The sequence below is a fragment of the Streptomyces roseolus genome (assembly GCF_014649855.1).
Classification (GTDB): domain Bacteria; phylum Actinomycetota; class Actinomycetes; order Streptomycetales; family Streptomycetaceae; genus Streptomyces; species Streptomyces roseolus.
The window spans coordinates 95073-120201 of sequence record NZ_BMTV01000008.1 but is presented as its reverse complement, the minus strand read 5'-3'; the positions used below and the strand labels follow the sequence as shown (position 1 = coordinate 120201).

The 25129-nt window shown below is 73.1% G+C and carries 23 protein-coding genes; 4 read left to right on the top strand and 19 right to left on the bottom strand.

Annotation, left to right across the window (positions count from 1 at the left end; translation table 11 throughout):
- Both IE245_RS11845 and IE245_RS11840 read right to left on the bottom strand, forming a co-directional pair.
- Nucleotides 1–363 carry a cytidine deaminase-like protein gene (locus IE245_RS11845; RefSeq protein WP_189946765.1) on the bottom strand — a complete coding sequence of 121 codons (363 nt, stop codon included), beginning with the start codon at nucleotides 361–363 and terminating at the stop codon, nucleotides 1–3.
- A gap of 27 nt (nucleotides 364–390) precedes the next feature.
- Nucleotides 391–1209 (bottom strand): helix-turn-helix transcriptional regulator, encoded by an 819-nt coding sequence (locus IE245_RS11840; protein WP_373305314.1) that lies wholly within the window; start codon nucleotides 1207–1209, stop codon nucleotides 391–393.
- A gap of 157 nt (nucleotides 1210–1366) precedes the next feature.
- On the opposite strand from IE245_RS11840, the gene IE245_RS11835 reads away from it, so the two are divergent.
- Nucleotides 1367–2776 (top strand): MFS transporter, encoded by a 1410-nt coding sequence (locus IE245_RS11835; protein ID WP_189946763.1) that lies wholly within the window; start codon nucleotides 1367–1369, stop codon nucleotides 2774–2776.
- A gap of 1 nt (nucleotide 2777) precedes the next feature.
- On the opposite strand, the gene IE245_RS11830 is transcribed toward IE245_RS11835, so the two are convergent.
- The 5 genes from IE245_RS11830 to IE245_RS11810 all read right to left on the bottom strand — a co-directional run bounded on the left by IE245_RS11830 (nucleotide 2778) and on the right by IE245_RS11810 (nucleotide 7228).
- Nucleotides 2778–3131, bottom strand: coding sequence for an MmcQ/YjbR family DNA-binding protein (locus IE245_RS11830; protein WP_189946762.1), 354 nt, complete (start codon nucleotides 3129–3131; stop codon nucleotides 2778–2780).
- On the bottom strand, nucleotides 3128–4435 hold the full coding sequence (locus IE245_RS11825) for a hemolysin family protein (protein ID WP_189946761.1): 1308 nt from the start codon (nucleotides 4433–4435) through the stop codon (nucleotides 3128–3130). Before IE245_RS11825 ends, IE245_RS11830 begins: the two co-directional genes overlap by 4 nt.
- A 13-nt stretch (nucleotides 4436–4448) precedes the next feature.
- The gene (gene ybeY, locus IE245_RS11820; RefSeq protein WP_189946760.1) at nucleotides 4449–4946 is read right to left on the bottom strand and encodes an rRNA maturation RNase YbeY; all 498 of its coding nucleotides are present in this window, start codon (nucleotides 4944–4946) and stop codon (nucleotides 4449–4451) included.
- 11 nt (nucleotides 4947–4957) lie between these two features.
- The gene (locus IE245_RS11815; RefSeq protein ID WP_189946759.1) at nucleotides 4958–5995 is read right to left on the bottom strand and encodes a PhoH family protein; all 1038 of its coding nucleotides are present in this window, start codon (nucleotides 5993–5995) and stop codon (nucleotides 4958–4960) included.
- Between the two features lie 105 nt (nucleotides 5996–6100).
- Nucleotides 6101–7228 carry a carbohydrate kinase family protein gene (locus IE245_RS11810; RefSeq protein WP_189946758.1) on the bottom strand — a complete coding sequence of 376 codons (1128 nt, stop codon included), beginning with the start codon at nucleotides 7226–7228 and terminating at the stop codon, nucleotides 6101–6103.
- A gap of 273 nt (nucleotides 7229–7501) precedes the next feature.
- Here IE245_RS11810 and IE245_RS11805 point away from each other — a divergent pair, with 273 nt between their 5' ends.
- Entirely contained in the window at nucleotides 7502–8830 is a 1329-nt protein-coding gene (locus tag IE245_RS11805; protein WP_189946757.1) for an MFS transporter, read from the top strand.
- A 72-nt stretch (nucleotides 8831–8902) separates the two neighbouring features.
- Here IE245_RS11805 and IE245_RS11800 read toward each other — a convergent pair whose 3' ends face one another.
- The 9 genes from IE245_RS11800 to hrcA all read right to left on the bottom strand — a co-directional run bounded on the left by IE245_RS11800 (nucleotide 8903) and on the right by hrcA (nucleotide 17889).
- Entirely contained in the window at nucleotides 8903–9892 is a 990-nt protein-coding gene (locus IE245_RS11800) for an adenosine deaminase (RefSeq protein WP_189946756.1), read from the bottom strand.
- 10 nt (nucleotides 9893–9902) lie between these two features.
- A complete protein-coding gene (locus IE245_RS11795; protein WP_189946755.1) occupies nucleotides 9903–10805 on the bottom strand; it encodes a ribonuclease Z in 903 nt (300 codons plus the stop codon).
- Nucleotides 10806–10814: 9 nt separating this feature from the next.
- Nucleotides 10815–11174, bottom strand: coding sequence for a histidine triad nucleotide-binding protein (locus IE245_RS11790; RefSeq protein WP_189946754.1), 360 nt, complete (start codon nucleotides 11172–11174; stop codon nucleotides 10815–10817).
- A 59-nt stretch (nucleotides 11175–11233) separates the two neighbouring features.
- The gene (locus IE245_RS11785) at nucleotides 11234–12361 is read right to left on the bottom strand and encodes a CDC27 family protein (RefSeq protein ID WP_189946753.1); all 1128 of its coding nucleotides are present in this window, start codon (nucleotides 12359–12361) and stop codon (nucleotides 11234–11236) included.
- Nucleotides 12358–13656 (bottom strand): ATP-binding protein, encoded by a 1299-nt coding sequence (locus tag IE245_RS11780; protein ID WP_189946752.1) that lies wholly within the window; start codon nucleotides 13654–13656, stop codon nucleotides 12358–12360. The genes IE245_RS11785 and IE245_RS11780 overlap by 4 nt, the downstream gene beginning before the upstream one ends.
- Nucleotides 13657–13777: 121 nt before the next feature.
- Nucleotides 13778–14521 (bottom strand): 16S rRNA (uracil(1498)-N(3))-methyltransferase, encoded by a 744-nt coding sequence (locus IE245_RS11775; protein WP_189946751.1) that lies wholly within the window; start codon nucleotides 14519–14521, stop codon nucleotides 13778–13780.
- Nucleotides 14518–15606, bottom strand: a complete 1089-nt coding sequence (locus tag IE245_RS11770) for a nitronate monooxygenase (protein WP_189946750.1) — start codon at nucleotides 15604–15606, stop codon at nucleotides 14518–14520. Before IE245_RS11770 ends, IE245_RS11775 begins: the two co-directional genes overlap by 4 nt.
- 123 nt (nucleotides 15607–15729) lie before the next feature.
- Nucleotides 15730–16869, bottom strand: coding sequence for a molecular chaperone DnaJ (gene dnaJ / locus IE245_RS11765; RefSeq protein ID WP_189946749.1), 1140 nt, complete (start codon nucleotides 16867–16869; stop codon nucleotides 15730–15732).
- Entirely contained in the window at nucleotides 16870–17889 is a 1020-nt protein-coding gene (gene hrcA / locus IE245_RS11760) for a heat-inducible transcriptional repressor HrcA (RefSeq protein ID WP_189946748.1), read from the bottom strand.
- Between the two features lie 138 nt (nucleotides 17890–18027).
- Here hrcA and IE245_RS11755 point away from each other — a divergent pair, with 138 nt between their 5' ends.
- Entirely contained in the window at nucleotides 18028–18765 is a 738-nt protein-coding gene (locus IE245_RS11755) for an MBL fold metallo-hydrolase (protein WP_189946747.1), read from the top strand.
- Nucleotides 18766–18775: 10 nt separating this feature from the next.
- Complete coding sequence (locus IE245_RS11750) at nucleotides 18776–19579, top strand: DUF3097 domain-containing protein (protein ID WP_189946746.1); 804 nt, start codon at nucleotides 18776–18778, stop codon at nucleotides 19577–19579.
- A 168-nt stretch (nucleotides 19580–19747) separates the two neighbouring features.
- Here the strand turns inward: IE245_RS11750 and hemW are convergent, their stop codons facing one another.
- From hemW to lepA, 3 genes are all read right to left on the bottom strand, one after another.
- Nucleotides 19748–20989: a radical SAM family heme chaperone HemW gene (gene hemW / locus IE245_RS11745; RefSeq protein ID WP_189946745.1), complete on the bottom strand. Its 1242-nt coding sequence runs from the start codon at nucleotides 20987–20989 to the stop codon at nucleotides 19748–19750.
- 47 nt (nucleotides 20990–21036) lie between these two features.
- On the bottom strand, nucleotides 21037–22914 hold the full coding sequence (locus tag IE245_RS11740; protein ID WP_189946744.1) for an AMP-dependent synthetase/ligase: 1878 nt from the start codon (nucleotides 22912–22914) through the stop codon (nucleotides 21037–21039).
- A 227-nt stretch (nucleotides 22915–23141) separates the two neighbouring features.
- Nucleotides 23142–25010, bottom strand: coding sequence for a translation elongation factor 4 (gene lepA, locus IE245_RS11735; RefSeq protein ID WP_189946743.1), 1869 nt, complete (start codon nucleotides 25008–25010; stop codon nucleotides 23142–23144).
- Nucleotides 25011–25129 lie beyond the last annotated feature (119 nt).

Here is a 25129-nt window from a genome sequence, read left to right as displayed (position 1 = left end):
TCAGCCCGCGGTGACGGCCGCACGCAGCTGTCCGTCGGGCCCCGCGAGCAGCACCGGCGTCCCGGGCCCGCCGAGGTCCCGCACCGCCGCCCGGTCCTCCTCGGACGCGGTCTCGGCGGCCGACACCACGGCCGCCGCCTCCAGCGACTGCGCCCCGCTCGCCACCGCCATCGCCACGGCGGTCCGCAGCGCGCTCAGCTTCAGCGACTCCAGCTCCACCGTGCCCGCCACGTACGTACGGCCGGTCTCGTCGCGTACGGCCGCGCCCTCGGGCACGCCGTTGCGGGCGCGGGCGCTGCGCGCCAGGGTGATGATCTTCAGATCCTCGGGACCGAGGTCGCCGTGCTCACTGCTGAGTGTCATGGAGCGAGCATAGGTCGGGGCGCCGGCTCAGCCCGCCAGCGGGTACAGGGCCCCCCGCCGCCCCTCCGGCGACACCAGCCACTCCAGCTTCTCGGCGGTCCGCGCCTCCGGCAGCGGCGTGTGCAGCACGATCACCAGGTCGGGCCGGGCCGGCACCCTCAGCTGGGTGGCCTCCACGACGAGGAGACCGGCCACCGGGTGGTCCATCTCCTTGCGGTTCTGGCCGCCGGGCAGGATGTCCCGCCGCTCCCACAGCTCCGCGAACTCGGCGCTCGCCGCCTTCGCCTCCTCGACCACCGCCCGGAAGCCCTCGTCGTCCGGGCACTCCGAGCACGCCGACCGGAACTGCGCCACCACCTTCGGCGCCAGCTCCTCCCAGCCGCGCATCCGCGCCCGGTACCTCTCGTCGGTGAAGAAGTCGATCAGGCAGTTGCGGTGCACGTCCGGCCGCAGCCCGAAGACGGCCGCCGCCGCCTCGTTGAACATCACGATGTTCCAGTACGCGTCCATGATGTGCGCGGGGAACGGCATCCACGCCTCGATGAGCCGTCGCAGCCCGTCGCACATGTCCCGGTCCTCCGGGGCGGCTTCGAGGGCCGGCGGGTTCAGCGCCGCCAGGACGTACAGGTGGCGGCGCTCGGCCGGGCTCAGCCGCAGCACCCGCGCCACCGAGTCGAGGACCTGGGGCGAGACGGTGATGTCCCGGCCCTGCTCCAGCCACTGGTACCAGCTGACGCCGACGCCCGCGAGGACGGCGACCTCCTCCCGGCGCAGCCCGGGCGTACGACGCCTGCCGCCGTCCGGAAGGCCCGCCTGGGCCGGGGTCACCCGGGCCCGACGGCTCATCAGGAACTCGCGCAGCTCGGCCAGTCGGTGCGCCTTGCCGTCGGTGCTCTCCACCGCTGTGACCACGTGTGCTTCCTCCCCCGGACGCCTGGTGGTGCGACCAACAGGATAAGTTCCCGCTACCCGGCGATGTTCCCCGGCGACGAGAGTCGTGGTCATGGCAACCGTGACCTCCGCCCCCGGAAAGACCCCCGTCCCCGCCCCGCCCGCTCCCCCGGCCCTCACCGGCCGCTCGCGGCTCGTCCTCTTCGTGCTGTGCGCCGCCCAGTTCATCGTGGCGCTCGACTTCTCCGTCCTCAACGTCGCGCTGCCGGTCCTCGGCGCCGACCTCGGCCTCGACCGCTCCGCCCTCCAGTGGGCCGTCACCGCCTTCGCCCTGCCCTCCGGCGGCTTCCTGCTGCTCTTCGGGCGGATCGGCGACCTCTACGGCCGCAAGCGGCTCTTCCTCGGCGGCCTCGGCCTCTTCGCCGCCGCGTCCGTGCTCGCCACCGTCGCCTGGGACCCGGCGTCCTTCCTCGCCGGCCGCGCCCTCCAGGGCGTCGGCGCCGCCGCGATCGTGCCCACCGGCATGTCCCTGCTGACCACCTCCTTCCCGGAGGGCCCGCTGCGCGACCGGGCGCTCGGCATCTCCGGCACCCTGTTGTCGCTGGGCTTCACCATCGGCATGGTCCTCGGCGGCGTCATGACCGACACCTTGGGCTGGCGCTCCACCATGGGCCTGCTCGCCGTCTTCACCCTGGTCGTGCTGCCGCTCGCCCCGGGCCTGCTCACCGAGTCCCGCACCCCGGACCGGCCCCGGCTCGACGTGCCCGGTGCGGTCACCGTCACCGGCGGTCTGCTCGCCCTGGTCTACGCCCTGACCACCGCCGCCGAGCGCGGCTTCGGCGGCACCGACGTGCTCGTCGCCCTGGTCGGCGGGCTGCTCCTGCTGGCCGCCTTCGTGGTCGTCGAGTCCCGCCACCCGGCGCCGCTGGTCTCGCTGCCGATGCTCCGCCGGCGCACGGTCGCCTTCGGCAACCTCGGCGGACTCGTCACCTTCTCGATGATGTCGACGATCGTCTTCGTCCTGACCCTCTACCTCCAGTCCACGCTGGGCCTGTCGGCCTTCGCCACCGGCGTCGTCTTCGGGATCCAGGGCGTCTTCTCGGTCCTGGCGGGGACGCTCACGCCGAAGGTGGTCGGGCGGATCGGCGCCCGCCGCACCCTTGTCGTCTCGCTCGCCGGGCAGGCGGTCCTCACGGCGACGCTGCTCGGGATCGGCGAGCGCTCCGGCGCGGTCGTGGCGACCGTCGCGGTCACCCTCGCCTCGATGTTCCACCTCGGCGCGATCATCTCGTACGGCCTGACGGTCACCTCGGGCGTCCGGGACGAGGAGCAGGGCCTGGCGACGGGCCTGGTCACCACCACCCAGCAGGTGGGCCTCACCGTCGGCATCCCGATGCTGGGTGTCCTCGCCACCACCGGCGGCGACCTGTACGAGGGGGTGCGCACCGTCGCCGCCCTGGACGCGGCGATCGTGCTCGGCGCGGCCGTCCTGGTCGCCCTGGGCCTGCGCCGCGCCCGGTGAGCTACGGCCGGTCGAGCCGGAGCCGTTCCGCCTTCGGCAGGCCCGCGACGACCAGGTCGTACGAGTCCTCGACGAGCTCCCGGACCATCCGGTCCGGGAGCCCGGCCACCTCGACCGTGTTCCAGTGGCGCTTGTTCATGTGGTAGCCGGGGGTGATCGCCGGATGCTCCTCGCGGAGCCGTACGGCGTCCTCCGGATCGCACTTCAGATTGACCCGCAGCGGCTCACCGTCCAGCCAGAACAGCGCGAACAGCTTCCCGGCCACCTTGAACACCGAGGTGCCGGGGCCGAACGGGAACTCCTCCCTGGCGTCGTCGAACTCCAGGCAGAAGGCGCGCAGCTGCTCGGGGGTCATTCCCCGCCCTCCTCCTCCGCGCCGACCGGGGCGACCGGCTCGACGAGCACGGTGACGATCTTGTTCCGGCGGCCGGCCGGAGCCTCGGCGGTGAGCCGCAGCTCCCGTCGGTCCGGCAGGACGACGACGGCGGAGGCCCCGGAGATCGGGACGCGGCCGAGGGCCTTGGCGAGCAGGCCGCCCACCGTCTCCACGTCCTCGTCGTCGAACTCGTCCGGGCCGAAACCGTACAGCTCGCCCAGGTCGCCGATGTCGAGGCGGGCGGTGACCCGGTGGCGCTCGTCGCCGAGCTCCTGGACGGGCGGCAGCTCCCGGTCGTACTCGTCGGTGATCTCGCCGACGATCTCCTCCAGGATGTCCTCGATGGTGACGATGCCGGCGGTGCCGCCGTACTCGTCGATGACGACGGCGACGTGGTTGCGCTCCTGCTGCATCTCGCGCAATAGGTCGCCGGCGTTCTTGGTGTCGGGGACGAAGGCCGCGGCGCGCATCGCGGTGGAGACCAGGTCGGCCTCGGCGTCGCGGTTGATGTGCGTCTTCCTGACCAGGTCCTTCAGGTACACGATGCCGACGACGTCGTCCTCGTTCTCCCCCGTCACCGGGATCCGGGAGAAGCCGGAGCGCAGCGCCAGGGTGAGGGCCTGCCGGACGGTCTTGTACCGCTCGATGCAGATGAGGTCGGTGCGGGGCACCATGACCTCGCGGACGAGGGTGTCGCCGAGCTCGAAGACCGAGTGCACCATGCGGCGCTCCTCGTCCTCGATCAGCGACTCCTGCTCGGCGAGGTCCACCATCGCCCGCAGCTCGGCCTCGGAGGCGAAGGGGCCCTTGCGGAAGCCCTTGCCCGGGGTGAGCGCGTTGCCGATGAGGATCAGCAGCTGCGGGACCGGGCCCATGATCCGGGCCAGCGGGACGAGGACGTACGCGGCGGCGGTCGCGGTGTTCATCGGGTGCTGGCGGCCGATGGTGCGCGGCGAGACGCCGACCGCCACATAGCTGACCAGGACCATCACGGCGATGGCGACGAGGAGCGCCTCCCAGGTCTCGGGGAAGTACTCCAGGCAGGCGTAGGTGACGAGGACGCCGGCCGCCATCTCGCAGGCGACGCGGACGAGCAGCGCCACGTTGAGGTAGCGGGTGGGGTCGGAGGCGACCTGGGAGAGCTTCTCGGCGCCGCGCCGCCCGGAGCGGACGGCCTCGGCGGCGCGGAAGCCGGAGACCCGGGCGAGCCCGGCCTCGGCGCAGGCGGCGAGCCAGGCGACGACGACCAGGGCGACCGCGCCGAGGATCAGCTGGATGCTCATCGGGCGCGCGCGGTCAGTTGACGGTGGGGGCCGGCGACGGGCCGGTGAGGCCCCGCTCGGCGCGCCAGCCGTCGACGATCGCCGCCTGGAGGCCGAACATCTCGGCCTTCTCCTCCGGCTCCTCGTGGTCGTAGCCGAGCAGGTGGAGGACGCCATGGACGGTGAGGAGCTGGAGCTCCTCGTCCATGGAGTGGTTCGTCGGGGCGTCCTCGCCCTGCTTCTTGGCGACCTCGGGGCAGAGCACGATGTCGCCGAGGAGACCCTGCGGGGGCTCCTCGTCGTCCTTGGCCGGCGGGCGCAGCTCGTCCATCGGGAAGGACATGACGTCCGTGGGTCCGGGGAGGTCCATCCACTGGATGTGGAGCTGCTCCATCGCCTCCGCGTCCACCACGATCACCGAGAGCTCGGAGAGCGGGTGGATGCGCATGCGCCCGAGGGCGTAGCGGGCGACGTCGAGGATCGCCTGCTCGTCGACCTCGGTGCCGGACTCGTTGTTGACGTCGATCGACATGTGCGGTGCTTCTACTTCCCGTTGCGGCCGGTGCGCTGCTCGTTGGCGCTGTCGTACTTCTCGTACGCGTCGACGATACGGCCGACGAGCTTGTGCCGGACGACATCGTGGGACGTGAGCCGCGAGAAGTGGACGTCGTCGACGCCGTCGAGGATGTCCTGGACCTGGCGCAGACCGCTCTTCGTGCCGTTCGGCAGGTCGATCTGGGTCACGTCACCGGTGATGACGATCTTCGAGTCGAAGCCGAGGCGGGTGAGGAACATCTTCATCTGCTCGGGGTTCGTGTTCTGCGCCTCGTCGAGGATGATGAACGCGTCGTTGAGCGTCCGTCCGCGCATGTACGCCAGCGGCGCGACCTCGATCGTCCCGCTCGCCATGAGCTTGGGGATGGAGTCGGGGTCGAGCATGTCGTGCAGCGCGTCGTAGAGCGGCCGCAGGTACGGGTCGATCTTCTCGTACAGGGTGCCGGGCAGGAAGCCGAGGCGTTCGCCCGCCTCGACGGCCGGGCGGGTCAGGATGATCCGGGTGACCTGCTTGGACTGGAGGGCCTGGACGGCCTTGGCCATGGCCAGGTAGGTCTTGCCGGTGCCCGCGGGGCCGATGCCGAAGACGATGGTGTGCTTGTCGATGGCGTCGACGTACCGCTTCTGGTTGAGCGTCTTGGGGCGGATGGTGCGGCCCCGGCTGGAGAGGATGTTCTGGGTGAGCACCTCGGCCGGGGTCTCGTCGGCGCCTTCGCCGTTCTCGCTCGCCTTGAGCATGGCGATGGAGCGTTCCACTGCGTCCTCCGTCATCGGCTGTCCGGTGCGGAGCACCAGCATCATCTCGTCGAAAAGGCGCTGGATGAGGGCGACTTCCGAGGCGTCGCCGACCGCGCTGACCTGATTGCCCCGGACGTGGATGTCCGCCCGGGGGAACGCCTGCTCGATCACGCGGAGCAGGGAGTCTCCGGAGCCGAGGACGGTCACCATGGGGTGCTTGGCGGGCACCGCGAAGTGGGCCCGGGCCTCGCCCGGCGTTCCGTTGGGAGCTGTGGGTGTCTGCGTCATGGGCCGGCCCTCTGGCCTGCGCCTACCTCCTGCTGCGCGGTTCTCGCTGCTCGACAACCTCTCGCTCCCCAGCCTACGACCTGGTACCGGTGTGTCCGAAGCGGTTTACGAGACAGGTGCCCGGAAGCCGATGGTGGGCACCGCGCGGCGGGGCGGCCAGGGGCGCTCGGGGACCGGCAGCAGGCCTTCGAGGAAGGCGTAGCGGGCCCGCAGGGCCTCGGGGTCCTGGCGGTCGTCGCGCTGGACGAGCTGCCACCAGGCGGCGATCTCGGGCCAGGTGGGGGCGGAGAGCGAGCCGCCGAACTCCTGGACGGAGAGGGCGGCGGTGAGGCCGGCGAAGGCGAGCCGGTCGGCGAGCGGCCAGTCGGCGAGGGTGCCGGTGACGAACCCGGCGACGAAGACGTCGCCGGCTCCGGTGGGGTCGAGCGCCTCGACGCGGATGGCGGGGACCTCGGCGGTCTCCCCGGTGCCGCCGTCGACGGCGTAGGCGCCCTCGGCACCGAGGGTGACCACGGCGTAGCGGACCTTGTCGGCGAGGGCGCGGGCGGCGGCCCGGGGGCAGTCGGTGCGGGTGTAGCGCATCGCCTCGGTCGCGTTGGGCAGGAAGGCCTCGCAGTGCTCCAGGCCGGCCAGGGCGGCCAGGTCCCAGCGGCCGGTGTCGTCCCAGCCGACGTCGGCGAAGACCCGGGCGCCGTCGCGGGCGGCGCGGGCCACCCACTCCTCGGTGCGGCCGGGCGCGAGGGAGGCGACGGCGGCGCGGGCGCGCGGCGGGCGGACCGGGGCGCCGTCGGGCCGGGGGGCCTCGTGGCCGTGCGAGACCATCGTCCGCTCGCCCTCGTAGGCCATGGAGACGGTGACCGGGGAGTGCCAGCCCTCGACGGTGCGGGAGAGCGTCAGGTCGATGCCCTCGCCCTGTTCGAGGGCGTCCCAGCAGTACTCGCCGTAGTGGTCGTCGCCGAAGGCGGCGGCGAGGGAGGTGCGCAGGCCGAGGCGGGCGAGGGCGGTGGCCATGTTGGCGACGCCGCCGGGGCTGGAGCCCATGCCGCGGGCCCAGGACTCGGTGCCGCGGACCGGGGCGCTGTCGAGGCCGGTGAAGATGATGTCGAGGAAGACGGTGCCGGTGAGGAAGACGTCGCACGGCGGGTCGGCGGGCTCGCGGACCGTCTCCAGCGGATCGACGTCGGCGGGCTCCCCGGGCCGGTCCTCGCGCTGGTCTCCTCCGGCTGTGTTCACGGACGCCTCCCCGGTCGTGGTGCGGCGGGATCGGCGACAGGTGCCGATCCGGCCAGTCTGCCCGAAAGGGTGCGGGCCGAGCGCGCGGAACGCGGTGACCCGCGCTGCGTTACCCACTCTCACCTCTTTCAAACTTATTGTGTCCTGTATCACAGGACGAATCGGGGGAGAGCGCCTTCTCCGCCCATTCGGTTGCTTGATACACATGGTGCCGCGACCCCGTGGACCGCCCGGGCGCCGCCTCATCCCCCCTGTTCAGCTCCTGGAACGCCCATGCCGTCGCGCCCGCGCGCCCGTGGGGCGCTCGCCGCCCTCGTCGCCCTCTTCACGGCCGGTTACCTCGCCCCGTACCTGCTCCCCACCGTCGTCGGCCGGCTCGCCGCCGGACTCGGCCTCGACCCCTCCCAGGCCGGCCTGATCGGCTCGGCACTGCTGCTCGCCTCCGCCTCCGCCGGCTTCACGCTCGCCGCGCGCGTGCACCGGACCGGCCCCCGCCGGGCGGCCCGCCTCGGACTGCTCGCCATGGCCCTCGGGTACGGCTCCGCCGCCGCGACCGGCACCCTGCCGCTGGTGGTCGCCGGGGTCGTCCTCGGCGGCTTCGGCTCCGGCACGGCGACGGCGGTCGCCGCCTCCGGGATCGCCGGCCGGCCCGACCCGCAGCGGGCCTCCACGCTGGGCCTGCTGTCGGTCTCGGCGGCGGCCGGCGCGCTGTACCTGACGCTGCCGAGGCTCGGCGGCGGCCACGCCCCGCCCCTGCTCGCGCTCGCCTGCGCGGCGCTCCTCGTCTGGCCGGTCACGAGCCGCCTGCCCGACGGCACACGCGCGCGCCGGGACGTCACGGCGGCGCGGGCCGCCGGCCCGCTGCCGCACCGCCGGGCGGGCGCGGCGCTGGCCGCGGGCCTGCTGTGCTGGTCCCTCGCCCAGAACGCCCTCTGGGGCGTCAGCGGCCGCATCGGCACGGTCCAGGCGGGCCTCTCCGAGGTCGCGGTGGGCGCGGTCTTCGCCCTCGCGCTCGGTGCGGGCCTGGCGGGCGTCACCGCGGCGGGCGCGCTGGGCCCCCGGCTCGGCCGGGCGGTCCCCATCGGCGCGGGCACGGCCATGATCGCGGTCTGCGTCCTGCTGAGCGCGACCGCCAGGGGCCTCGCGTCCTTCGCCACGGGCGAGATCCTCTGGAACGCCCTCTACCCGGTCGTCCTGTCCTGCCTCCTGGGCCTCGCCGCCTCCCTGGACCCGCGGGGCCGCTGGGCCGTCCTGGTCGGCTCGGCCTCCTCCCTGGGCACGGCCTGCGGCCCGGTCACCGGCAGCGTCCTCTCGGAGACGGCCGGCTACCCGGGCATGGGCGCGACCCTGGCGGCCCTGCTCCTCCTGGTGGCGGCGCCCCTGACGGCGGTCGCCCGCCACGCCTCCGGGCGGCCCCTGGTCCCCGGCTCCATCCGCCGCCGCGGCGGCGCGCCGGCGGCCGTCCTGGCCGCCACGACCGCCACCCCGACGGCCCTGCTCCCCCAGGTCGGCGCCCCGGAACAACAGATCGCCCCGCTCCCGACCGCCCCTCGCCACCCCACCCCCGCCACCTACCACCTGGCCCACCCGCCCACCCCCTAGCCCGCCGTCCCCGTGGGCGGGCGTCCCGCAGGGCGGGAGCCACGGGTGGGCACCGCCCCGGCGGGGCGGGCGTCAGAAGGTGTAGGCCTCGACCTCGGCGAGGTAGCGGGCGCGGCGGGGCTCGTCGTCGTCGAGGAAGGCCGCTTCGAAGGAGTGCCGCGCCAGCACCCGCAGCTGCTCCTGGCTCAGCGACAGGGCCTCCCGGACCGCCGAGTAGTTGTCCCCGACGTACCCGCCGAAGTACGCCGGGTCGTCCGAGTTCACCGTCACCAGCAGTCCCGCGTCCAGCATCGCCCGCAGCGGATGCCGCCCGAGCTCGTCGATCACCCGCAGCCGCACGTTCGACAGCGGACAGAGCGTCAGCGGCACCCGCTCGCGGGCGAGCCGCTCGACCAGGCCGGGGTCCTCCATGCACCGCAGCCCGTGGTCGATCCGCTCGACACCGAGGACGTCGAGCGCCTCGCGGACGTACTCCGCCGGCCCCTCCTCGCCCGCGTGGGCGACCCGCCGCAGGCCGAGCCGCGCGGCCTCCTCGTACACCTCGCGGAACTTCGCCGGCGGATGCCCGACCTCCGCCGAGTCGAGGCCGACGCCCGTGATCCGGTCGAGGTACGGCTTCGCGGCCTCCAGCGTGGCGAGCGCCGACGCGGCGGACTCGTCGCGCAGGAAGCACATGATGAGCCGGGTGGAGATCCCGTACCGCTCCTCGGCACGGTCGAGCGCGGCGGCGAGCCCCTCGACGACCGTGCCCATCGGCACGCCCCGCGCCGCGTGCGCCTGCGGGTCGAAGAAGATCTCGGCGTGCCGGACCCCCTGCGCGGCGGCCCGCTCCAGATAGGCGTCGGCGAGCGCGGTGAAGTCCTCCGGGGTCCGCAGGACCGCCATCAGGGCGTAGTACAGGTCCAGGAAGGACTGGAGGTCGCTGAAGCGGTACGCCTCGCGCAGTTCCTCGGTGGTCGCGTACGGCAGGGTGACGCCGTTCCGCTCGGCGAGGGCGAAGGCCAGCTCGGGTTCGAGGGTGCCCTCGACGTGGAGGTGCAGTTCGGCCTTGGGGAGGGGCATGGGTGGTGCTCTATCTCTTCGGTACGGGGACCCGCATGAGGTCCTGGGCAATGCTGAGCTCGCCCTCGAATCCGGCGGCCCTGGCCTGCCGTTCGAACTCCGACGGGTCGGAGTAGCGCTGCGAGAAGTGGGTGAGGACGAGGTGCCGGACGCCCGCGTCCCGGGCGACGGCGGCGGCCTGACCGGCGGTGAGGTGGCCGTGGTCCCGGGCGAGCCGGACGTCCGCGTCGAGGAAGGTCGACTCGATGACCAGCATGTCGGCGCCCTCCGCGAGGGCGTGCACGCCGTCGCAGAGCCGCGTGTCCATGACGAAGGCGAAGCGCTGCCCGCGCCGGACCTCGCTGACCTCCTCCAGGGTGACGCCGTCGAGGGCGCCCTCGCGCTGGATGCGCCCGACGTCCGGGCCCTTGATGCCGTGCGCGGCGAGCCGTTCGGGCAGCAGCCGGCGCCCGTCGGGCTCGACGAGCCGGTAGCCGAAGGACTCGACGGGGTGGGAGAGCCGGCGGGCCTCCAGGGTGAAGGCCTCGGTGACGGCGACCCGGCCGTCCTCGGCGACCGGCGCCTCGGTCAGTTCGACGGACTCGCGGTAGGCGGTGGCGTACCGGAGCCGTTCGAAGAAGTGCTGCCCGCTCGCCGGGTAGTGGGCGGTGACCTGGTGCGGGACCTGGTCGAGGTTGATCCGCTGGATCACCCCGGCCAGGCCCAGCGAGTGGTCGCCGTGGAAGTGCGTGACGCAGATCCGGTTCAGGTCGTGCGCGGCGACCCCGGCGCGCAGCATCTGCCGCTGGGTGCCCTCGCCGGGGTCGAAGAGGAGGCCGTGGCCGTCCCAGCGCAGCAGGTAGCCGTTGTGGTTGCGGTGGCGGGTCGGTACCTGGCTGGCGGTGCCGAGGACGACGAGTTCGCGGACGGACACGGCGCGGTCCTATCCGGGGGGCCAGTTGAGGCCGCGGCCGCCCAGCACGTGCGCGTGCGCGTGGAAGACGGTCTGGCCGGCGCCGGTGCCGGTGTTGAAGACGATGCGGTAGCCGCTGTCGGCGGCCTTCTCCTGCTCGGCGACCTCGCCGGCCTCGCGGAGCACGTCGGCGGCGACGCTCGGCGCTGCGGCGGCGAGCGAGGCGGCGTCCGGGTAGTGGAGGCGCGGGATGACGAGCACGTGGGTGGGCGCCTGCGGGTTGATGTCGCGGAAGGCCAGCGTGGTCTCGGTCTCGCGGACGAGCGTCGCCGGCACCTCCCCGGCCACGATCTTGCAGAACAGGCAGTCGCTCTGCGGCTCTCCGGCCATGCTCCGGGCCTCCTCGCCTCCGACGGTCATTGTCCCCGCATGCTATCCGGCGGTCCGGGTCAGTCCTTGGGCATCCGCCGGTTGAGGGCCGAGCGGCTCACCCAGTACGTGATGATCACGGCCCAGAAGAGCGGGGTGCCGAGCCCCGCGACGACGCCGGAGTCGAAACTCCACAGCGCCAGGGTGACGGCCGAGTACAGCCCGAGCAGCCCGACGGCGGCGGCCATCGCGAGGACCGGCCGGCAGTTGCGGGCGACGAGCAGCAGTGGGCGGCGCAGTCTCGGCGGGACCCGGCGGCCCATCCACACGGCCCAGCCGGCCCAGGCGCCGACGAGCACGGCCGCGCCGATGACGAAGGGCACGACGGCGTCGGCTCCGGTCGCGCCGGTGCGGACCGGGGCGGAGCCGACGGCGGAGGCGAGGAAGCCGAGCAGGGCGACCCAGCGGGCTCCGGCGGCCGTGCCCCAGGCCATCGCCTCCAGGTTGTAGCGGGCCTTGGTGTCGCCGAGGTCGAGCGCTGCGGAGGCGACGAAGCCCTCGGCGGCCTGGGTCCAGGCCCCGCGCCGCAGCCAGCGGCGGCGCAGCCTGAGGAGGGAGAGGTTGTTGTGGGCCTCGCTGCTCTGCGGGTTGAGCCGCAGGGTCGTCTCGTACGCCTGCCGGGCGGTGGCGTGGTCGCCGCGCCGCTGGGCGGTGAGGCCGACGAGGAAGTGGGCGGCGTCCTCCTCGGGGGCGAGGGCGACGGCGGTCCGCGCGGCCTCGTAGGCGGCGGCGGTCCTGGCCCGGTCGCGGACGCGGCCGGCCTCGGCGGTCTCGGCGAGCGCGGTGCCGAGCGCGTAGTGGCTGCCCCAGAACTGCGGGGCGAGCTGGACGGTGCGGTGGGCGGAGGCCTCGGCCTCCCCGTAACGCTTGAGGGCGAGCAGGATCTGGGTGCGCATCAGGTGGGCGCCGATCAGCTCCGGTTCGGCGCGCAGCGCCCGTTCGACGGCGACGAGCGCGGCCGGGTGGTTCCCCGCCCGGTGCTGGCACCGGGCGAGCAGGGTGAGCGCGTCGGCGTCCTCGGGGTCCTCGGCGAGGTGCCGGGCGGCGAGCTCCCCGGCCTGCTCGTACCGGCCGGCCTCGTACAGCGCCTCGGCGCGGGCGAGCGCGGAGGGCGAGGCGGGGCCGGCGGGCGTGGCGGGGGTGGTCACAGCTTGCGCTTCCGCTTCAGGTAGGCGAGGAGGTCGTCGTAGAGACCGCCCTCGTTGGCGAACATGGCGACGTTCCGCGCGGCGGAGAACCAGGGCTCGGTGGAGGGCCGGAGCTGCTTGGCGGCGCCGAGCAGGTCCTTGGTGGTGATGAGGCGGACGGAGCCGGTGCGGGCGGAGTCGAGGAGGGCGGTCTCGGCGGCGGTCTCGCAGAGGTGGGCGAGGTCGGCGCCGGAGAAGTCCTCGGTGGCCTTGACGAGCTTGCCGAGGTCGACGGCCTCGATGGGCCGCTCGCGCAGGTGGTAGCGGAGGATCGCCTCGCGGGCGGGGGCGTCGGGCGGCAGCACGAGGAGGGTGCGGTCGAGGCGGCCGGGGCGACGCAGGGCGATGTCGACGTCCCAGGGCACGTTGGTGGCGGCGAGGACGAAGACGCCCTCGTTGCCGGCGCCGGAGGCGATGCCGTCGAGCTCGGTGAGGAGCTGGTTGACGACGTTGCGCAGCCCGTTGTTGTGGGTGCGGGAGCGTTTGCCGCCGAGGGCGTCGAGCTCGTCGAGGAAGACGACGCAGGGGGCCTGTCGGCGGGCGGTCTCGAAGATGTCGTGGATGTTCTTCTCGGAGGCGCCGATCCACATGTCGAGGACGTCGGAGAGCGAGACGGTGAGGAAGTTGGCGCCGAGTTCGCCGGCGACGGCCCGGGCGATGAAGGTCTTGCCGCAGCCGGGAGGGCCGTACAGGAGGAGTCCGCCGCGCAGCGACTTGCCGTAGAGGCGGCGGAGTTCGGGGTTGCGCATGGGGGCGAGGAAGGCGGCTTCGAGCCGTTCCTTGACGTCGGTCATGCCGCCGACGTCGGCGAGGCGGACGGCTCCGGGCGCGTCCACGTCCCAGGCGGCGGCGTCCCCCGTGAGCCCGTCGCCGCCCTCGGCCTGCGGCTCCTCAAGGAACCGCGGCCCGACCACGTCCGACACCTGCTCCTCGGCGGCGGCCCAGTCGAAGGAGGACTTCGGCTCGGGCCGTACGGGAGCGGGCGGGGACTCCGGTACGGCGGGAGCCTCCGCCCGCTCCTGTACGACGGGGGTCTCGGGGGCGGCCGGCGGCAGCCCCATCGCGCGGACCATCAGCGCGCGGGCGGCGGCGTCCCCCGGCGCGTGCTGGAGGGCGACGGCGGCCTCCGTGACGGCCTCGTCGCTCCGCCCCTCCGCGAGGAGGAGTTCGGCGAAGTGGAGGCGCAGGGGCACGTCGCCGGGCGCGGCGGCGACCGCGGCGCGCAGACTGCGGATCAGGGGGGACTCGTCGGCCATGCGGCTCAGCCTAGAAAAGACCCGGACCGCTTGGACAGCGGGTCCCCGATCTGTGGACAACCACCCCGGGCCGCCCCCCCCCTGTGGACAACGGCCCCCGCGACGGCCCTCGTGCCGGGTTCTACCCCCAGCGGCCGGTGCGGCCGAGGACGAGGGCGGTCGCCGCCGTGCCCGCCGTGGAGGTCCGCAGGACGCTCCGGCCGAGCCGGTACGGCCGCGCTCCGGCCGCCTCGAAGGCGGCCAGCTCCTCCGGGGAGACCCCGCCCTCGGGGCCGACGACGAGCACGATCGAGCCCTTCGCGGGGAGCTCGGCGGTGGCGAGGGCGCCGCTGGGGTGGTCGCGGTCCTCGTGCAGCACGGCCGCGAAGTCGGCGCCCGCGAGCAGCTGGGCGACCTGCTTGGTGGTCATGAGCTCGGCGACCTCGGGGAAGCGGGTGCGGCGGGACTGCTTGCCGGCCTCTCGGGCGGTGGCGCGCCACTTGGCGAGCGCCTTGAGCCCGCGGTCGCCGCGCCACTGGGTGATGCAGCGGGAGGCGGCCCACGGCACGATCGCGTCGACGCCGGTCTCGGTCATGGTCTCGACGGCGAGTTCGCCCCGGTCGCCCTTGGGGAGGGCCTGGACGACGGTGATCCGGGGCTCCTCCGCGGGCTCCTCGTGCGCGGCCGTCACCTCGACGGTCAGCCGGTCCTTGCCCTCGGTGTCCCGCACCGCGCAGTCGGCCCAGTGGCCCCGGCCGTCGGTGAGGACGAGCGCCTCGCCGGCCTGGAGGCGCTTCACGGAGACGGCGTGCCGTCCCTCGGGTCCCTCCAGGACGAAGGTGCCGGCGCCGGGCACGGCGTCGACGACGAAGACGGGGGCGGTCATGAGGCACTCCTGGGGGCCGGGTCGGCGAGGTCGGTGAGGGCGGTGTCGAGTTCGGCGGCGAGCACCCGGACCAGTTCCCCGGCGGGCAGCTCGCGGGCGAGGCGGTGGCCCTGCCCGGCCCACAGGGCCATGCCCTGGGCGTCCCCGGCGGTGGCGGCGGCCTTCCGCAGCGGGGCGGTGAGGTGGTGGACCTCGGGGTAGGCGGCGGGGGCGTACGGGCCGTGCTCGCGCATGAAGCGGTTGACGAGCCCGCGGGCCGGCCGCCCGGAGAAGGCGCGGGTGAGGGCGGTGCGGTGGAAGAGCGGGTCGGTCAGGGCCCGCTTGTGCAGCGGATGGGCACCGGACTCGGGGCACACGAGGAAGGCGGTGCCGAGCTGGGCGGCGCCGGCCCCGGCGGCGAGGACGGCGGCGATCTGCGCGCCGCGCATCAGGCCGCCGGCGGCGACCAGCGGCAGCGTGGCGACCTCCCCGACCTGGGCGAGCAGGGCGAGGAGCCCGGTGCCGGGCTGTTCGTCGGCGGGGTCGTCGCGGTACGTGCCCTGGTGGCCGCCCGCCTCGACGCCCTGGACGCAGAGCGCGTCGGCACCGGCCGCCTGGGCCGTCCGGGCCTCCTCGGCGGAGGTGACGGTGACGATCGTGTACGTACCGGCGCGGGCGAAGGCCTCGAAGGTCTCGGGCTTCGGGCAGCCGAAGGTGAAGGAGACGACGGGGACCGGGTCCTCCAGGAGGATCGCCAGTTTGGACTCGTAGCCGTCGTCGCGGCCGTCGTCGGTCTCGCCGAGGGCGGTGCGGTACCAGCCGGCCTCCCCGGCGAGCTGGTGGCGGTAGACCTCGATGGCCGCCGGGTCGGCGCCGGGGTCGGTCTGGGGCATGAAGACGTTGACGCCGAAGGGCTGTCCGGTGAGCCCGCGGACCTGCTTGATCTCCTGGTAGAGGCTGCCGGCCGTCTTGTACCCGGCGGCGAGGAAGCCGAGCGCACCGGCCTCGGCGACGGCGCCGACGAGCTCCGGACAGGAAGCGCCACCCGCCATGGGGGCCTGCACGATCGGGTACCGGAAGAGATCGTTCAGTGCGGTGGTGGACATATGGGCATCGTGTCATGCCCGTTCCGGCGCACGGGAAAGGGGCGGCACTCAGAGTGCCGCCCCTCTCACTCACCGATCATGCCGGCCGGGCCCGGCGCCCGTTCAGGGCTCGGGCCCGCCCGCTCAGCGCCCGTTGAAGGCGTCCTTGAGCCGCGAGAACAGACCCTGCTGCCCGGGCTGGAACTGACCCGTGGGCCGCTCCTCGCCGCGCAGCTTGGCCAGTTCGCGCAGGAGTCGCTCCTGCTCGGGGTCGAGCTTGGTCGGGGTCTGCACCTCGACGTGGACGATGAGGTCGCCGCGGCCGTTGCCCCGCAGGTGGGTGACGCCCCGGCCGTGCAGCGGGACCGACTGCCCGGACTGGGTGCCCGGGCGGATGTCGATCTCCTCCAGGCCGTCGAGCGTCTGCAGCTGCACCTTGGTGCCGAGCGCCGCCGCCGTCATCGGGAGGGTGACCGTGCAGTGCAGGTCGTCGCCGCGCCGCTGGAAGACCTCGTGCGGGGTCTCCTGGATCTCGACGTACAGGTCGCCGGCGGGGCCGCCGCCGGGGCCGACCTCGCCCTCGCCCGCGAGCTGGATCCGGGTGCCGTTGTCGACACCGGCGGGGATCTTCACCGTCAGGGTGCGGCGGGACCGCACCCGGCCGTCGCCCGCGCACTCGGGGCACGGGGTCGGGACGACGGTGCCGAAGCCCTGGCACTGGGGGCAGGGCCGGGAGGTCATGACCTGGCCGAGGAACGACCGGGTGACCTGGGAGACCTCGCCGCGGCCGTGACACATGTCGCAGGTCTGCGCGGCGGTGCCGGGGGCGGCGCCCTCGCCCGAGCAGGTGCCGCAGACGACGGCCGTGTCGACCTGGAGGTCCTTGGTGGTGCCGAAGGCCGCCTCGTTGAGGTCGATCTCCAGACGGATCATGGCGTCCTGGCCGCGGCGGGTCCGCGAGCGCGGCCCGCGCTGCCCGGCCGTGCCGAAGAAGGCGTCCATGATGTCGGAGAAGTTGCCGAAGCCGCCCGCTCCGAAGCCGCCTCCGCCGCCCATGCCGCCGGAGGAGGAGAGCGGGTCGCCGCCCAGGTCGTAGACCTGCTTCTTCTGCGGGTCCGAGAGGACCTCGTAGGCGGCGTTGATCTCCTTGAACCGCTCCTGCGTCTTCGGGTCCGGGTTGACGTCCGGGTGAAGCTCGCGGGCGAGGCGGCGGAAGGCCTTCTTGATCTCGTCCTGGGAAGCGTCGCGGCGCACACCGAGTGTGGCGTAGTAGTCCGTGGCCACTTACGACTCCGCCAGGATCTGTCCGACGTAACGTGCCACTGCGCGTACCGCTCCCATCGTTCCGGGGTAGTCCATGCGGGTCGGTCCGACCACGCCGAGTTTGGCGACTGCCTCGCCGCCCGAACCGTAGCCGACCGAGACGACCGACGTGGAGTTCAACCCCTCGTAGGCGTTCTCATGGCCGATGCGTACGGTCATGCCCGATTCCTTGACCTCGCCGAGCAGCTTGAGGAGCACGACCTGCTCCTCGAGTGCCTCCAGGACGGGCCGGATCGTCAGCGGGAAGTCGTGTCCGAAGCGGGTGAGATTGGCGGTGCCGCCGATCATCAGCCGCTCCTCGTGCTCCTCCACGAGCGTCTCCAGGAGCGTCGCGAGCACGGTCGAGACCGTGGCGCGCTCCTCGGCCTCCTCGAAGGACTCGGGGAGGTCCTGCACCAGCTGCGGCACGTCGGCGAAGCGACGGCCGCCGACCCGGCTGTTGAGCCGGGCCCGCAGGTCGGCGAGGGAGGTCTCGCCGAAGGGCGCCGGGCAGTCGATCACCCGCTGCTCGACCCGCCCGGTGTCCGTGATCAGGACGAGCATCAGCCGGGCAGGGGCCAGCGACAGCAGCTCGACGTGACGGATCGAGGAGCGGGTCAGCGACGGGTACTGCACGACGGCGACCTGCCGGGTCAGCTGCGCGAGCAGCCGCACCGTGCGGCCCACGACGTCGTCGAGGTCCACGGCGCCGTCGAGGAAGTTGTGGATGGCGCGCCGCTCGGGGGTCGACAGCGGCTTGACGCCCGCCAGCCGGTCCACGAAGAGGCGGTAACCCTTGTCCGTGGGGATCCGTCCGGCGCTGGTGTGAGGCTGGGCGATGTACCCCTCCTCCTCCAGCACGGCCATGTCGTTGCGCACGGTGGCGGGTGACACGCCCAGCTTGTGGCGCTCGGTGAGCGCCTTGGAGCCGACCGGCTCCTCCGTCCCGACATAGTCCTGGACGATGGCGCGCAGTACCTCGAGTCTGCGTTCGCTGAGCACGCGCACACCTCCCGTTCCGGCCGTTCCGGTTGCTCCGCTTTTGGCACTCACCCTGCCCGAGTGCCAGGAATCCCCCGGCCAGTGTACGGCCGGGGCCGTCGCTCCTGGCAAGGAGGCGGACCCGCTAGCGTCGGAGCCATGGACATCGACGAAGCGGTCTGGGCGGCTCAGGGGTGGGAACGGCTCGCGGCCGGAGTGGGCCGCCGACGGCTCCCCGGGTGGGACGCGACCACCGGACTCGTCGTGGGGGACAAGGCCGTCCTGCTCTACGACACGGGCTCCACGCTCGCCGAGGGCGCCGCGATCCGGGCCCAGGCGGAGGCGATCACCGGCGGCCGGCGCGTGACGCACATCGCACTCGGCCACCCCCACTTCGACCACGTCCTGGGCACCGCCGCCTTCGCCGGCGCGGAGGTCTTCGGCGCGGTCGGCACGGACGGGCTCCTCGGCTCCGCCCGCACCCGCGAGGAGCTGTACGAGGACGCGGTGCGCCAGGGGGCCGACGAGCGGGCCGCGGCGGAGGCGGCCGAGGCCCTGGTGGCGCCGCGCCACACGGTCACCGGCGAATGGACCCTCGACCTCGGCGGCCGCCAGGTCCTCCTGGCGAACCTGGGCCCGGCCCATTCCGGCCACGACCTCGCCGTCTTCGTCCCCGGCGAGCGCGAGACCGTCTTCTGCGGCGACCTCGTCGAGGAGTCCGGCGAACCCCAGGCGGGCCCCGACGCGACCGGTGCCCGCTGGCCCGACGCCCTCGACCGCCTCCTCGCCCTCGGCGGCGAGGACGCCCTGTACGTCCCCGGTCACGGCGCCGTGGTGGACGCGGCCTTCGTCCGACGCCAACGCGATGAGCTGGCACGCCGCTTCGGGGTGTCGTAGCGTCCCCGGAATGCGCAGCTACGACGCCGATCTCACCCCGCCGTGGAAGAAGCAGGCCCCCGCCCCCGAGGTCCCGGCCGACCCGGACCTGGTGGTCGAGGAGGTGGCGACGGGTTTCTGCGGGGCGGTGATCCGCTGCGAGGCGGGCACGGTGACCCTGGAGGACCGCTTCGGCAAGCACCGGGTCTTCCCGCTGGAGCCCCGCGGCTTCCTCCTGGAGGGCCGCGTGGTGACCCTGGTGCGCCCCGCCTCCCCCGCCCCGTCCCGCCCCTCCCGTACGGCCTCCGGTTCGGTCGCGGTCCCGGGGGCACGCGCGCGTGTGGCGCGGGCGAGCCGCATCTACGTGGAGGGCCGCCACGACGCCGAGCTGGTCGAGCGGGTCTGGGGCGACGACCTGCGGGTCGAGGGCGTGGTGGTGGAGTACCTGGAGGGCGTCGACCACCTCCCGGAGATCGTCGCCGGCTTCGCCCCCGGCCCGGACGCCCGCCTGGGCGTCCTGGTGGACCACCTGGTCCCCGGCTCCAAGGAGTCCCGCATCGCCACCGAGGTGGCCTCGGAGCACGTCCTGGTGGTGGGCCACCCCTACGTCGACATCTGGCAGGCCGTGAAACCGTCCGTCCTCGGCATCCCCGCCTGGCCGGAGGTCCCGAGGGGCCAGGACTGGAAGACCGGCACCTGCCGGGCCCTCGGCTGGCCGTCGGACAACACGGGCGCGGTCTGGCAGGCCATCCTGAAGCGGGTCACGTCCTACAAGGACCTGGAACCGGCCCTCCTGGGCCGCGTGGAGGAACTGATCGACTTCGTGACGGCCTAGTTCCGTCGCGGGCACGCGTTCCGCCGGCCCCCGGACGAAGTCCTCGGAGGAGGAACGGGCGGGCACGGCGGAACGGCGCGCCCGGCCGCGCCCAGGCTCCTGCGCCCGCACCCGCACCACAGGAGCGACCCGCCGATCCACCGGGTCCCGCACCACAGGACCGGCGCCCTAGTCCACCAGGTCCCGCACCACCGCGTCGGCAAGCAGCCGTCCCCGCAGGGTCAGCACGGCCCGCCCCGCACCGTACGCCTCCGCGTCGAGCAGCCCGTCGGACAGCGCCTTCCGCGACGCGTCGAGCCCCGCGGGCCTCAGCAGCCCCAGCTCGACCCCTTCCCGGAGCCGCAGCTCCAGCAGGATCCGCTCGACCCGCCGGTCCTCCCCGGACAGCACCTCGCGCCCCGCGCCGGGCGACTTCCCGGCCCCGAGCGCCGCCGCGTACGCGCCGGGATGCTTGACGTTCCACCACCGCACCCCGCCCACGTGCGAGTGGGCGCCGGGTCCGGCCCCCCACCAGTCCGCGCCGCGCCAGTACAGCTCGTTGTGCAGGCAGCGCCCCGCTTCGGAGGTCGCCCAGTTGGACACCTCGTACCAGGAGTATCCGGCCGCCTCGAAGGCCTCGTCGGCGATCAGGTACCGGTCCGCGTGCACGTCGTCGTCGGTCATCGGCACCTCGCCGCGCCGGATGCGCCGCGCCAGCTGCGTCCCCTCCTCGACGATGAGGGCGTACGCGCTGACGTGGTCGGGGCCGGCGCCGAGGGCCGCGTCGAGCGAGGCCCGCCAGTCGTCGTCGGACTCACCCGGCGTGCCGTAGATCAGGTCGAGGTTGACGTGCTCGAACCCGGCCGCCCGCGCCTCCGCGACGCACTCCTCGGGCCGCCCGGGCGTATGGGTCCGGTCGAGGATTTTCAGTACGTGCGGCCGGGCGCTCTGCATGCCGAAGGAGATCCGGTTGAACCCCCCGGCGCGCAGCTCGGCGAGGTACTCCGGGTCCACGGACTCCGGATTCGCCTCGGTCGTCACCTCGGCGTCGTCCGCGAGCTCGAACTCGTCCCGGATCGCCCCCAGCATCCGTACGAGGTCCCCGGCGGCGAGCAGCGTGGGCGTTCCGCCGCCGACGAAGACCGTCCGCACCGGCCGCGGGTCGTCCCCGAGGACCTTGCGGGCGAGCCGGATCTCCTCGACGACCTGCCCCGCGTAGTTGTCCCGCGAGGCGAGCACCCCGCCGGCACCGCGCAGCTCGCTCGCGGTGTACGTGTTGAAGTCGCAGTAGCCGCACCGCGTGGCGCAGTACGGCACGTGCAGGTAGAACCCGAGCGGCCGCTCCCCCGCCCCCTCCAGGGCGTGCGGGGGCAGCGCCCCGTCCTCGGGCATGGGCTCACCATCGGGCAGTACGGAAGGCATGGGACCCATTGTCCCGTACCGCCCGCCCGTACCGCCCCGGTGGCGGCCCGCGCCGGTCAGGCCTCGCGCGAGCCCGCGTACATGTCGTCGATCAGGTCCTTGTACTCGCGCTCGACGACCGGGCGCTTGAGCTTCAGGGACGGGGTGAGCTCGCCGTGCTCGATGTCGAGGTCGCGGGGCAGGAGGCGGAACTTCTTGATCGTCTGCCAGCGCTGGAGGCCCTCGTTGAGGCGGTCGACGTAGCCCTGGATCAGCTTGACCGTCTCCGGGGCGGCGACGACCTCGGCGTACGACTTGCCGCCCAGGCCGTGCTCGGCGGCCCAGCCGAGGAGGGCGGGCTCGTCGAGGGCGATGAGGGCGGTGCAGTAGTTCCGGTCGGCGCCGTGGACGAGGATGTTGGAGACGAAGGGACACACGGCCTTGAACTGGCCCTCGACCTCGGCCGGGGCGATGTACTTGCCGCCGGAGGTCTTGATGAGGTCCTTCTTGCGGTCGGTGATCCGCAGGTAGCCGTCGGCGGAGAGCTCGCCGATGTCGCCGGTGTGGAACCAGCCGTCGGCCTCCAGGACCTCGGCGGTCTTCTCGGGGAGGCCGTGGTAGCCCTCCATGATGCCGGGGCCGCGGAGCAGGATCTCGCCGTCGTCGGCGATGCGGACCTCGGTGCCGGGGAGCGGCTTGCCGACGGTGCCGGTGCGGTAGGCCTCGCCGGGGTTGACGAAGGAGGCGGCGGAGGACTCCGTCAGGCCGTATCCCTCCAGGATGTGGACGCCGGCGCCGGCGAAGAAGTAGCCGATCTCGGGGGCGAGGGCGGCGGAGCCGGAGATGCAGGCGCGCAGCCGGCCGCCGAAGGCCTCGCGGATCTTGGCGAAGACGAGGGCGTCGGCCACCTTGTGCTTGGCGGTGAGGCCGAAGGGCGCGGAGGCGGTGCCGGTGCGGCGGAAGTTGTCCTGGGTGACCTTGGCGTACTCGCGGCCGACGCCGGCGGCCCACTGGAAGATCTTGTACTTGGCTCCGCCGCCGGCCCGGGCCTTGGCGGCGACGCCGTTGTAGACCTTCTCGAAGATGCGGGGGACGGCCGCCATGTAGGTCGGCTGGACCACCGGCAGGTTCTCGATGATCTTGTCGACGCGGCCGTCGACGGCGGTGACGTGGCCGACCTCGATCTGGCCGGAGGTGAGGACCTTGCCGAAGACGTGGGCGAGCGGCAGCCACAGGTACTGGACGTCGCTCCGGGTGACGAGGCCGGTGGCGGCGATCGCCTTGGCCATGTACGACCAGTTGTCGTGCGGGAGGCGGACGCCCTTGGGACGGCCGGTGGTGCCGGAGGTGTAGATGAGGGTGGCGAGCTGCTCGCGGGTGATCGCGGAGACCCGCTCCTTCACCGCCTCGGGGTGCTTCTCCAGGTACGCGGCTCCGCGCGCCTCCAGCTCGGCGAGGGTGAGGACCCACTCGTCGGAGGTGTCGGCGCCCTCGGGGTCGATGACCACCACGTGGTGGAGGCCGGGCAGCTCGGCGCGGCGCTCGACGGCCTTGGCGAGCTGGGCGGCGTCCTCGGCGATGAGCACCTTCGACTCGGAGTCCGAGAGGATGAAGGCGGACTCGTCGGCGTTGGTCTGCGGGTAGACCGTGGTGGTGGCCGCGCCGGCGCACATCACGCCGAGGTCGGCGAGGATCCACTCGACGCGGGTGGCGGAGGCGAGGGCGACCCGTTCCTCGGGCCGTACGCCGAGGTCGACCAGGCCGGCGGCGATGGCGAAGACGCGCTGCGCGGCCTCGCCCCAGCTGAGCGACTTCCAGTCGTCCGGTCCGGTGCCGGAGGCGGCGGGCACCGGGTAGCGGTAGGCCTCCGCGTCGGGTGTGCGCTCGACCCGTTCGAGGAAGAGGGCCGCGACGGAGGGCAGCCGGTCGTCGATCTGGATCTGGTTGTCGCTCACGTCGTCCTCCGGGCGGCGGCGATGCCTGTTGGCGGTGCGGTGGTCATACAACTACGGATGTGCGGCTACGGCCACGTAACTAACTCACGAGTAACCTGTGGGGGGCTTCAGATTAGAGCGCCGACGTCCGGCGCGTAAGGGCCTGTGGATAACGGTGGATAACGAACGGGTCCGCGCGCCGGAGGCACGCGGACCCGTTCCGTCCACGACGAGGTGGCCGATTCCTGCTACTTCTTCGACTTACCGCCGGATTCGTCGCTCGACAGGACGGCGATGAAGGCCTCCTGGGGCACCTCCACCGAGCCGACCATCTTCATGCGCTTCTTGCCTTCCTTCTGCTTCTCCAGCAGCTTCCGCTTACGGGAGATGTCGCCGCCGTAGCACTTGGCGAGGACGTCCTTGCGGATGGCGCGGATGGTCTCGCGGGCGATGACCCGGGAGCCGATGGCGGCCTGGATCGGCACCTCGAACGCCTGCCGCGGGATGAGCTCGCGCAGCTTGGCGACGAGCCGCACGCCGTACGCGTAGGCGGCGTCCTTGTGGGTGACGGCGGAGAAGGCGTCGACCTTGTCGCCGTGCAGCAGGATGTCGACCTTGACCAGGCTGGACGCCTGCTCGCCGGTGGGCTCGTAGTCGAGCGAGGCGTATCCGCGGGTCTTGGACTTCAGCTGGTCGAAGAAGTCGAAGACGATCTCGGCGAGGGGCAGGGTGTAGCGGATCTCCACCCGGTCCTCGGAGAGGTAGTCCATGCCGATCAGCGTGCCGCGGCGGGTCTGGCAGAGCTCCATGATCGCGCCGATGAACTCGCTGGGGGCGAGGATCGTGGCGCGCACGACGGGCTCGTACACGTCGCTGATCTTGCCCTCGGGGAACTCGCTCGGGTTGGTGACCGTGTGCTCGCTGCCGTCCTCCATGACCACGCGGTAGACCACGTTGGGGGCGGTGGCGATGAGGTCGAGCCCGAACTCGCGCTCCAGCCGCTCGCGGATCACGTCGAGGTGCAGCAGGCCGAGGAAGCCGACGCGGAAGCCGAAGCCGAGCGCGGCGGAGGTCTCCGGCTCGTAGACCAGCGCGGCGTCGTTGAGCTGGAGCTTGTCGAGGGCCTCGCGGAGGTCCGGGTACTCCGAGCCGTCCAGCGGGTAGAGGCCCGAGAAGACCATCGGCTTCGGGTCCTTGTAGCCGCCGAGGGCCTCGGTGGCGCCCTTGGACTGGCTGGTGATCGTGTCACCGACCTTGGACTGGCGGACGTCCTTCACACCGGTGATGAGGTAGCCCACCTCGCCGACGCCCAGACCGTCGGACGGCGTCATCTCCGGGGAGGAGACGCCGATCTCCAGCAGCTCGTGGGTCGCGCCGGTCGACATCATCTTGATGCGCTCGCGCTTGTTGAGCTGGCCGTCGACGACACGGACGTACGTCACGACGCCCCGGTACGAGTCGTACACGGAGTCGAAGATCATCGCGCGGGCCGGCGCGTCGGCGACGCCGACCGGCGCCGGGATGTCCCGGACGACCCGGTCGAGCAGCGCCTCGACGCCCATGCCGGTCTTCGCGGAGACCTTGAGGACGTCCTCCGGCTGGCAGCCGATGAGGTTGGCCAGTTCGTCGGCGAACTTCTCCGGCTGGGCGGCCGGCAGGTCGATCTTGTTGAGCACGGGGACGATGGTGAGGTCGTTCTCCATCGCGAGATAGAGGTTCGCGAGGGTCTGCGCCTCGATGCCCTGCGCCGCGTCGACCAGCAGGATCGTGCCCTCGCAGGCGGCCAGCGAGCGCGACACCTCGTAGGTGAAGTCGACGTGCCCGGGGGTGTCGATCATGTTGAGGATGTGCGTCCGCCCCTGCTCCGGCCCCTCGGTCGGGGCCCAGGGCAGCCGGACCGCCTGGGACTTGATCGTGATGCCGCGCTCACGCTCGATGTCCATCCGGTCGAGGTACTGGGCGCGCATCTGCCGCTGGTCGACCACACCGGTCAGCTGGAGCATCCGGTCGGCGAGCGTGGACTTGCCGTGGTCGATGTGCGCGATGATGCAGAAGTTGCGGATCAGAGCCGGGTCGGTACGGCTCGGCTCGGGCACGTTGGTAGGAGTCGCGGGCACGCAGGGTTCTCGTCTCGGGGCGGTGTTCGGAACGGATACGTAGCCCCCATCGTCCCATGCCCACGGCCGGGCGTCCGGTTCGGGCGTGACGCGACCTCGTTTGGGCGGCCCGGAGAGCG

Excerpts from the sequence above, each read along its gene's own strand:
- IE245_RS11845 (WP_189946765.1), bottom strand. The coding sequence starts at position 363 with ATGACACTCAGCAGTGAGCACGGCGACCTCGGTCCCGAGGATCTGAAG.
- IE245_RS11840 (WP_373305314.1), bottom strand. The coding sequence starts at position 1,209 with ATGAGCCGTCGGGCCCGGGTGACCCCGGCCCAGGCGGGCCTTCCGGAC.
- IE245_RS11835 (WP_189946763.1), top strand. The coding sequence starts at position 1,367 with ATGGCAACCGTGACCTCCGCCCCCGGAAAGACCCCCGTCCCCGCCCCG.
- IE245_RS11830 (WP_189946762.1), bottom strand. The coding sequence starts at position 3,131 with ATGACCCCCGAGCAGCTGCGCGCCTTCTGCCTGGAGTTCGACGACGCC.
- IE245_RS11825 (WP_189946761.1), bottom strand. The coding sequence starts at position 4,435 with ATGAGCATCCAGCTGATCCTCGGCGCGGTCGCCCTGGTCGTCGTCGCC.
- ybeY (WP_189946760.1), bottom strand. The coding sequence starts at position 4,946 with ATGTCGATCGACGTCAACAACGAGTCCGGCACCGAGGTCGACGAGCAG.
- IE245_RS11815 (WP_189946759.1), bottom strand. The coding sequence starts at position 5,995 with ATGACGCAGACACCCACAGCTCCCAACGGAACGCCGGGCGAGGCCCGG.
- IE245_RS11805 (WP_189946757.1), top strand. The coding sequence starts at position 7,502 with ATGCCGTCGCGCCCGCGCGCCCGTGGGGCGCTCGCCGCCCTCGTCGCC.
- IE245_RS11800 (WP_189946756.1), bottom strand. The coding sequence starts at position 9,892 with ATGCCCCTCCCCAAGGCCGAACTGCACCTCCACGTCGAGGGCACCCTC.
- IE245_RS11790 (WP_189946754.1), bottom strand. The coding sequence starts at position 11,174 with ATGGCCGGAGAGCCGCAGAGCGACTGCCTGTTCTGCAAGATCGTGGCC.
- IE245_RS11780 (WP_189946752.1), bottom strand. The coding sequence starts at position 13,656 with ATGGCCGACGAGTCCCCCCTGATCCGCAGTCTGCGCGCCGCGGTCGCC.
- IE245_RS11775 (WP_189946751.1), bottom strand. The coding sequence starts at position 14,521 with ATGACCGCCCCCGTCTTCGTCGTCGACGCCGTGCCCGGCGCCGGCACC.
- IE245_RS11770 (WP_189946750.1), bottom strand. The coding sequence starts at position 15,606 with ATGTCCACCACCGCACTGAACGATCTCTTCCGGTACCCGATCGTGCAG.
- IE245_RS11755 (WP_189946747.1), top strand. The coding sequence starts at position 18,028 with ATGGACATCGACGAAGCGGTCTGGGCGGCTCAGGGGTGGGAACGGCTC.
- IE245_RS11750 (WP_189946746.1), top strand. The coding sequence starts at position 18,776 with ATGCGCAGCTACGACGCCGATCTCACCCCGCCGTGGAAGAAGCAGGCC.
- hemW (WP_189946745.1), bottom strand. The coding sequence starts at position 20,989 with ATGGGTCCCATGCCTTCCGTACTGCCCGATGGTGAGCCCATGCCCGAG.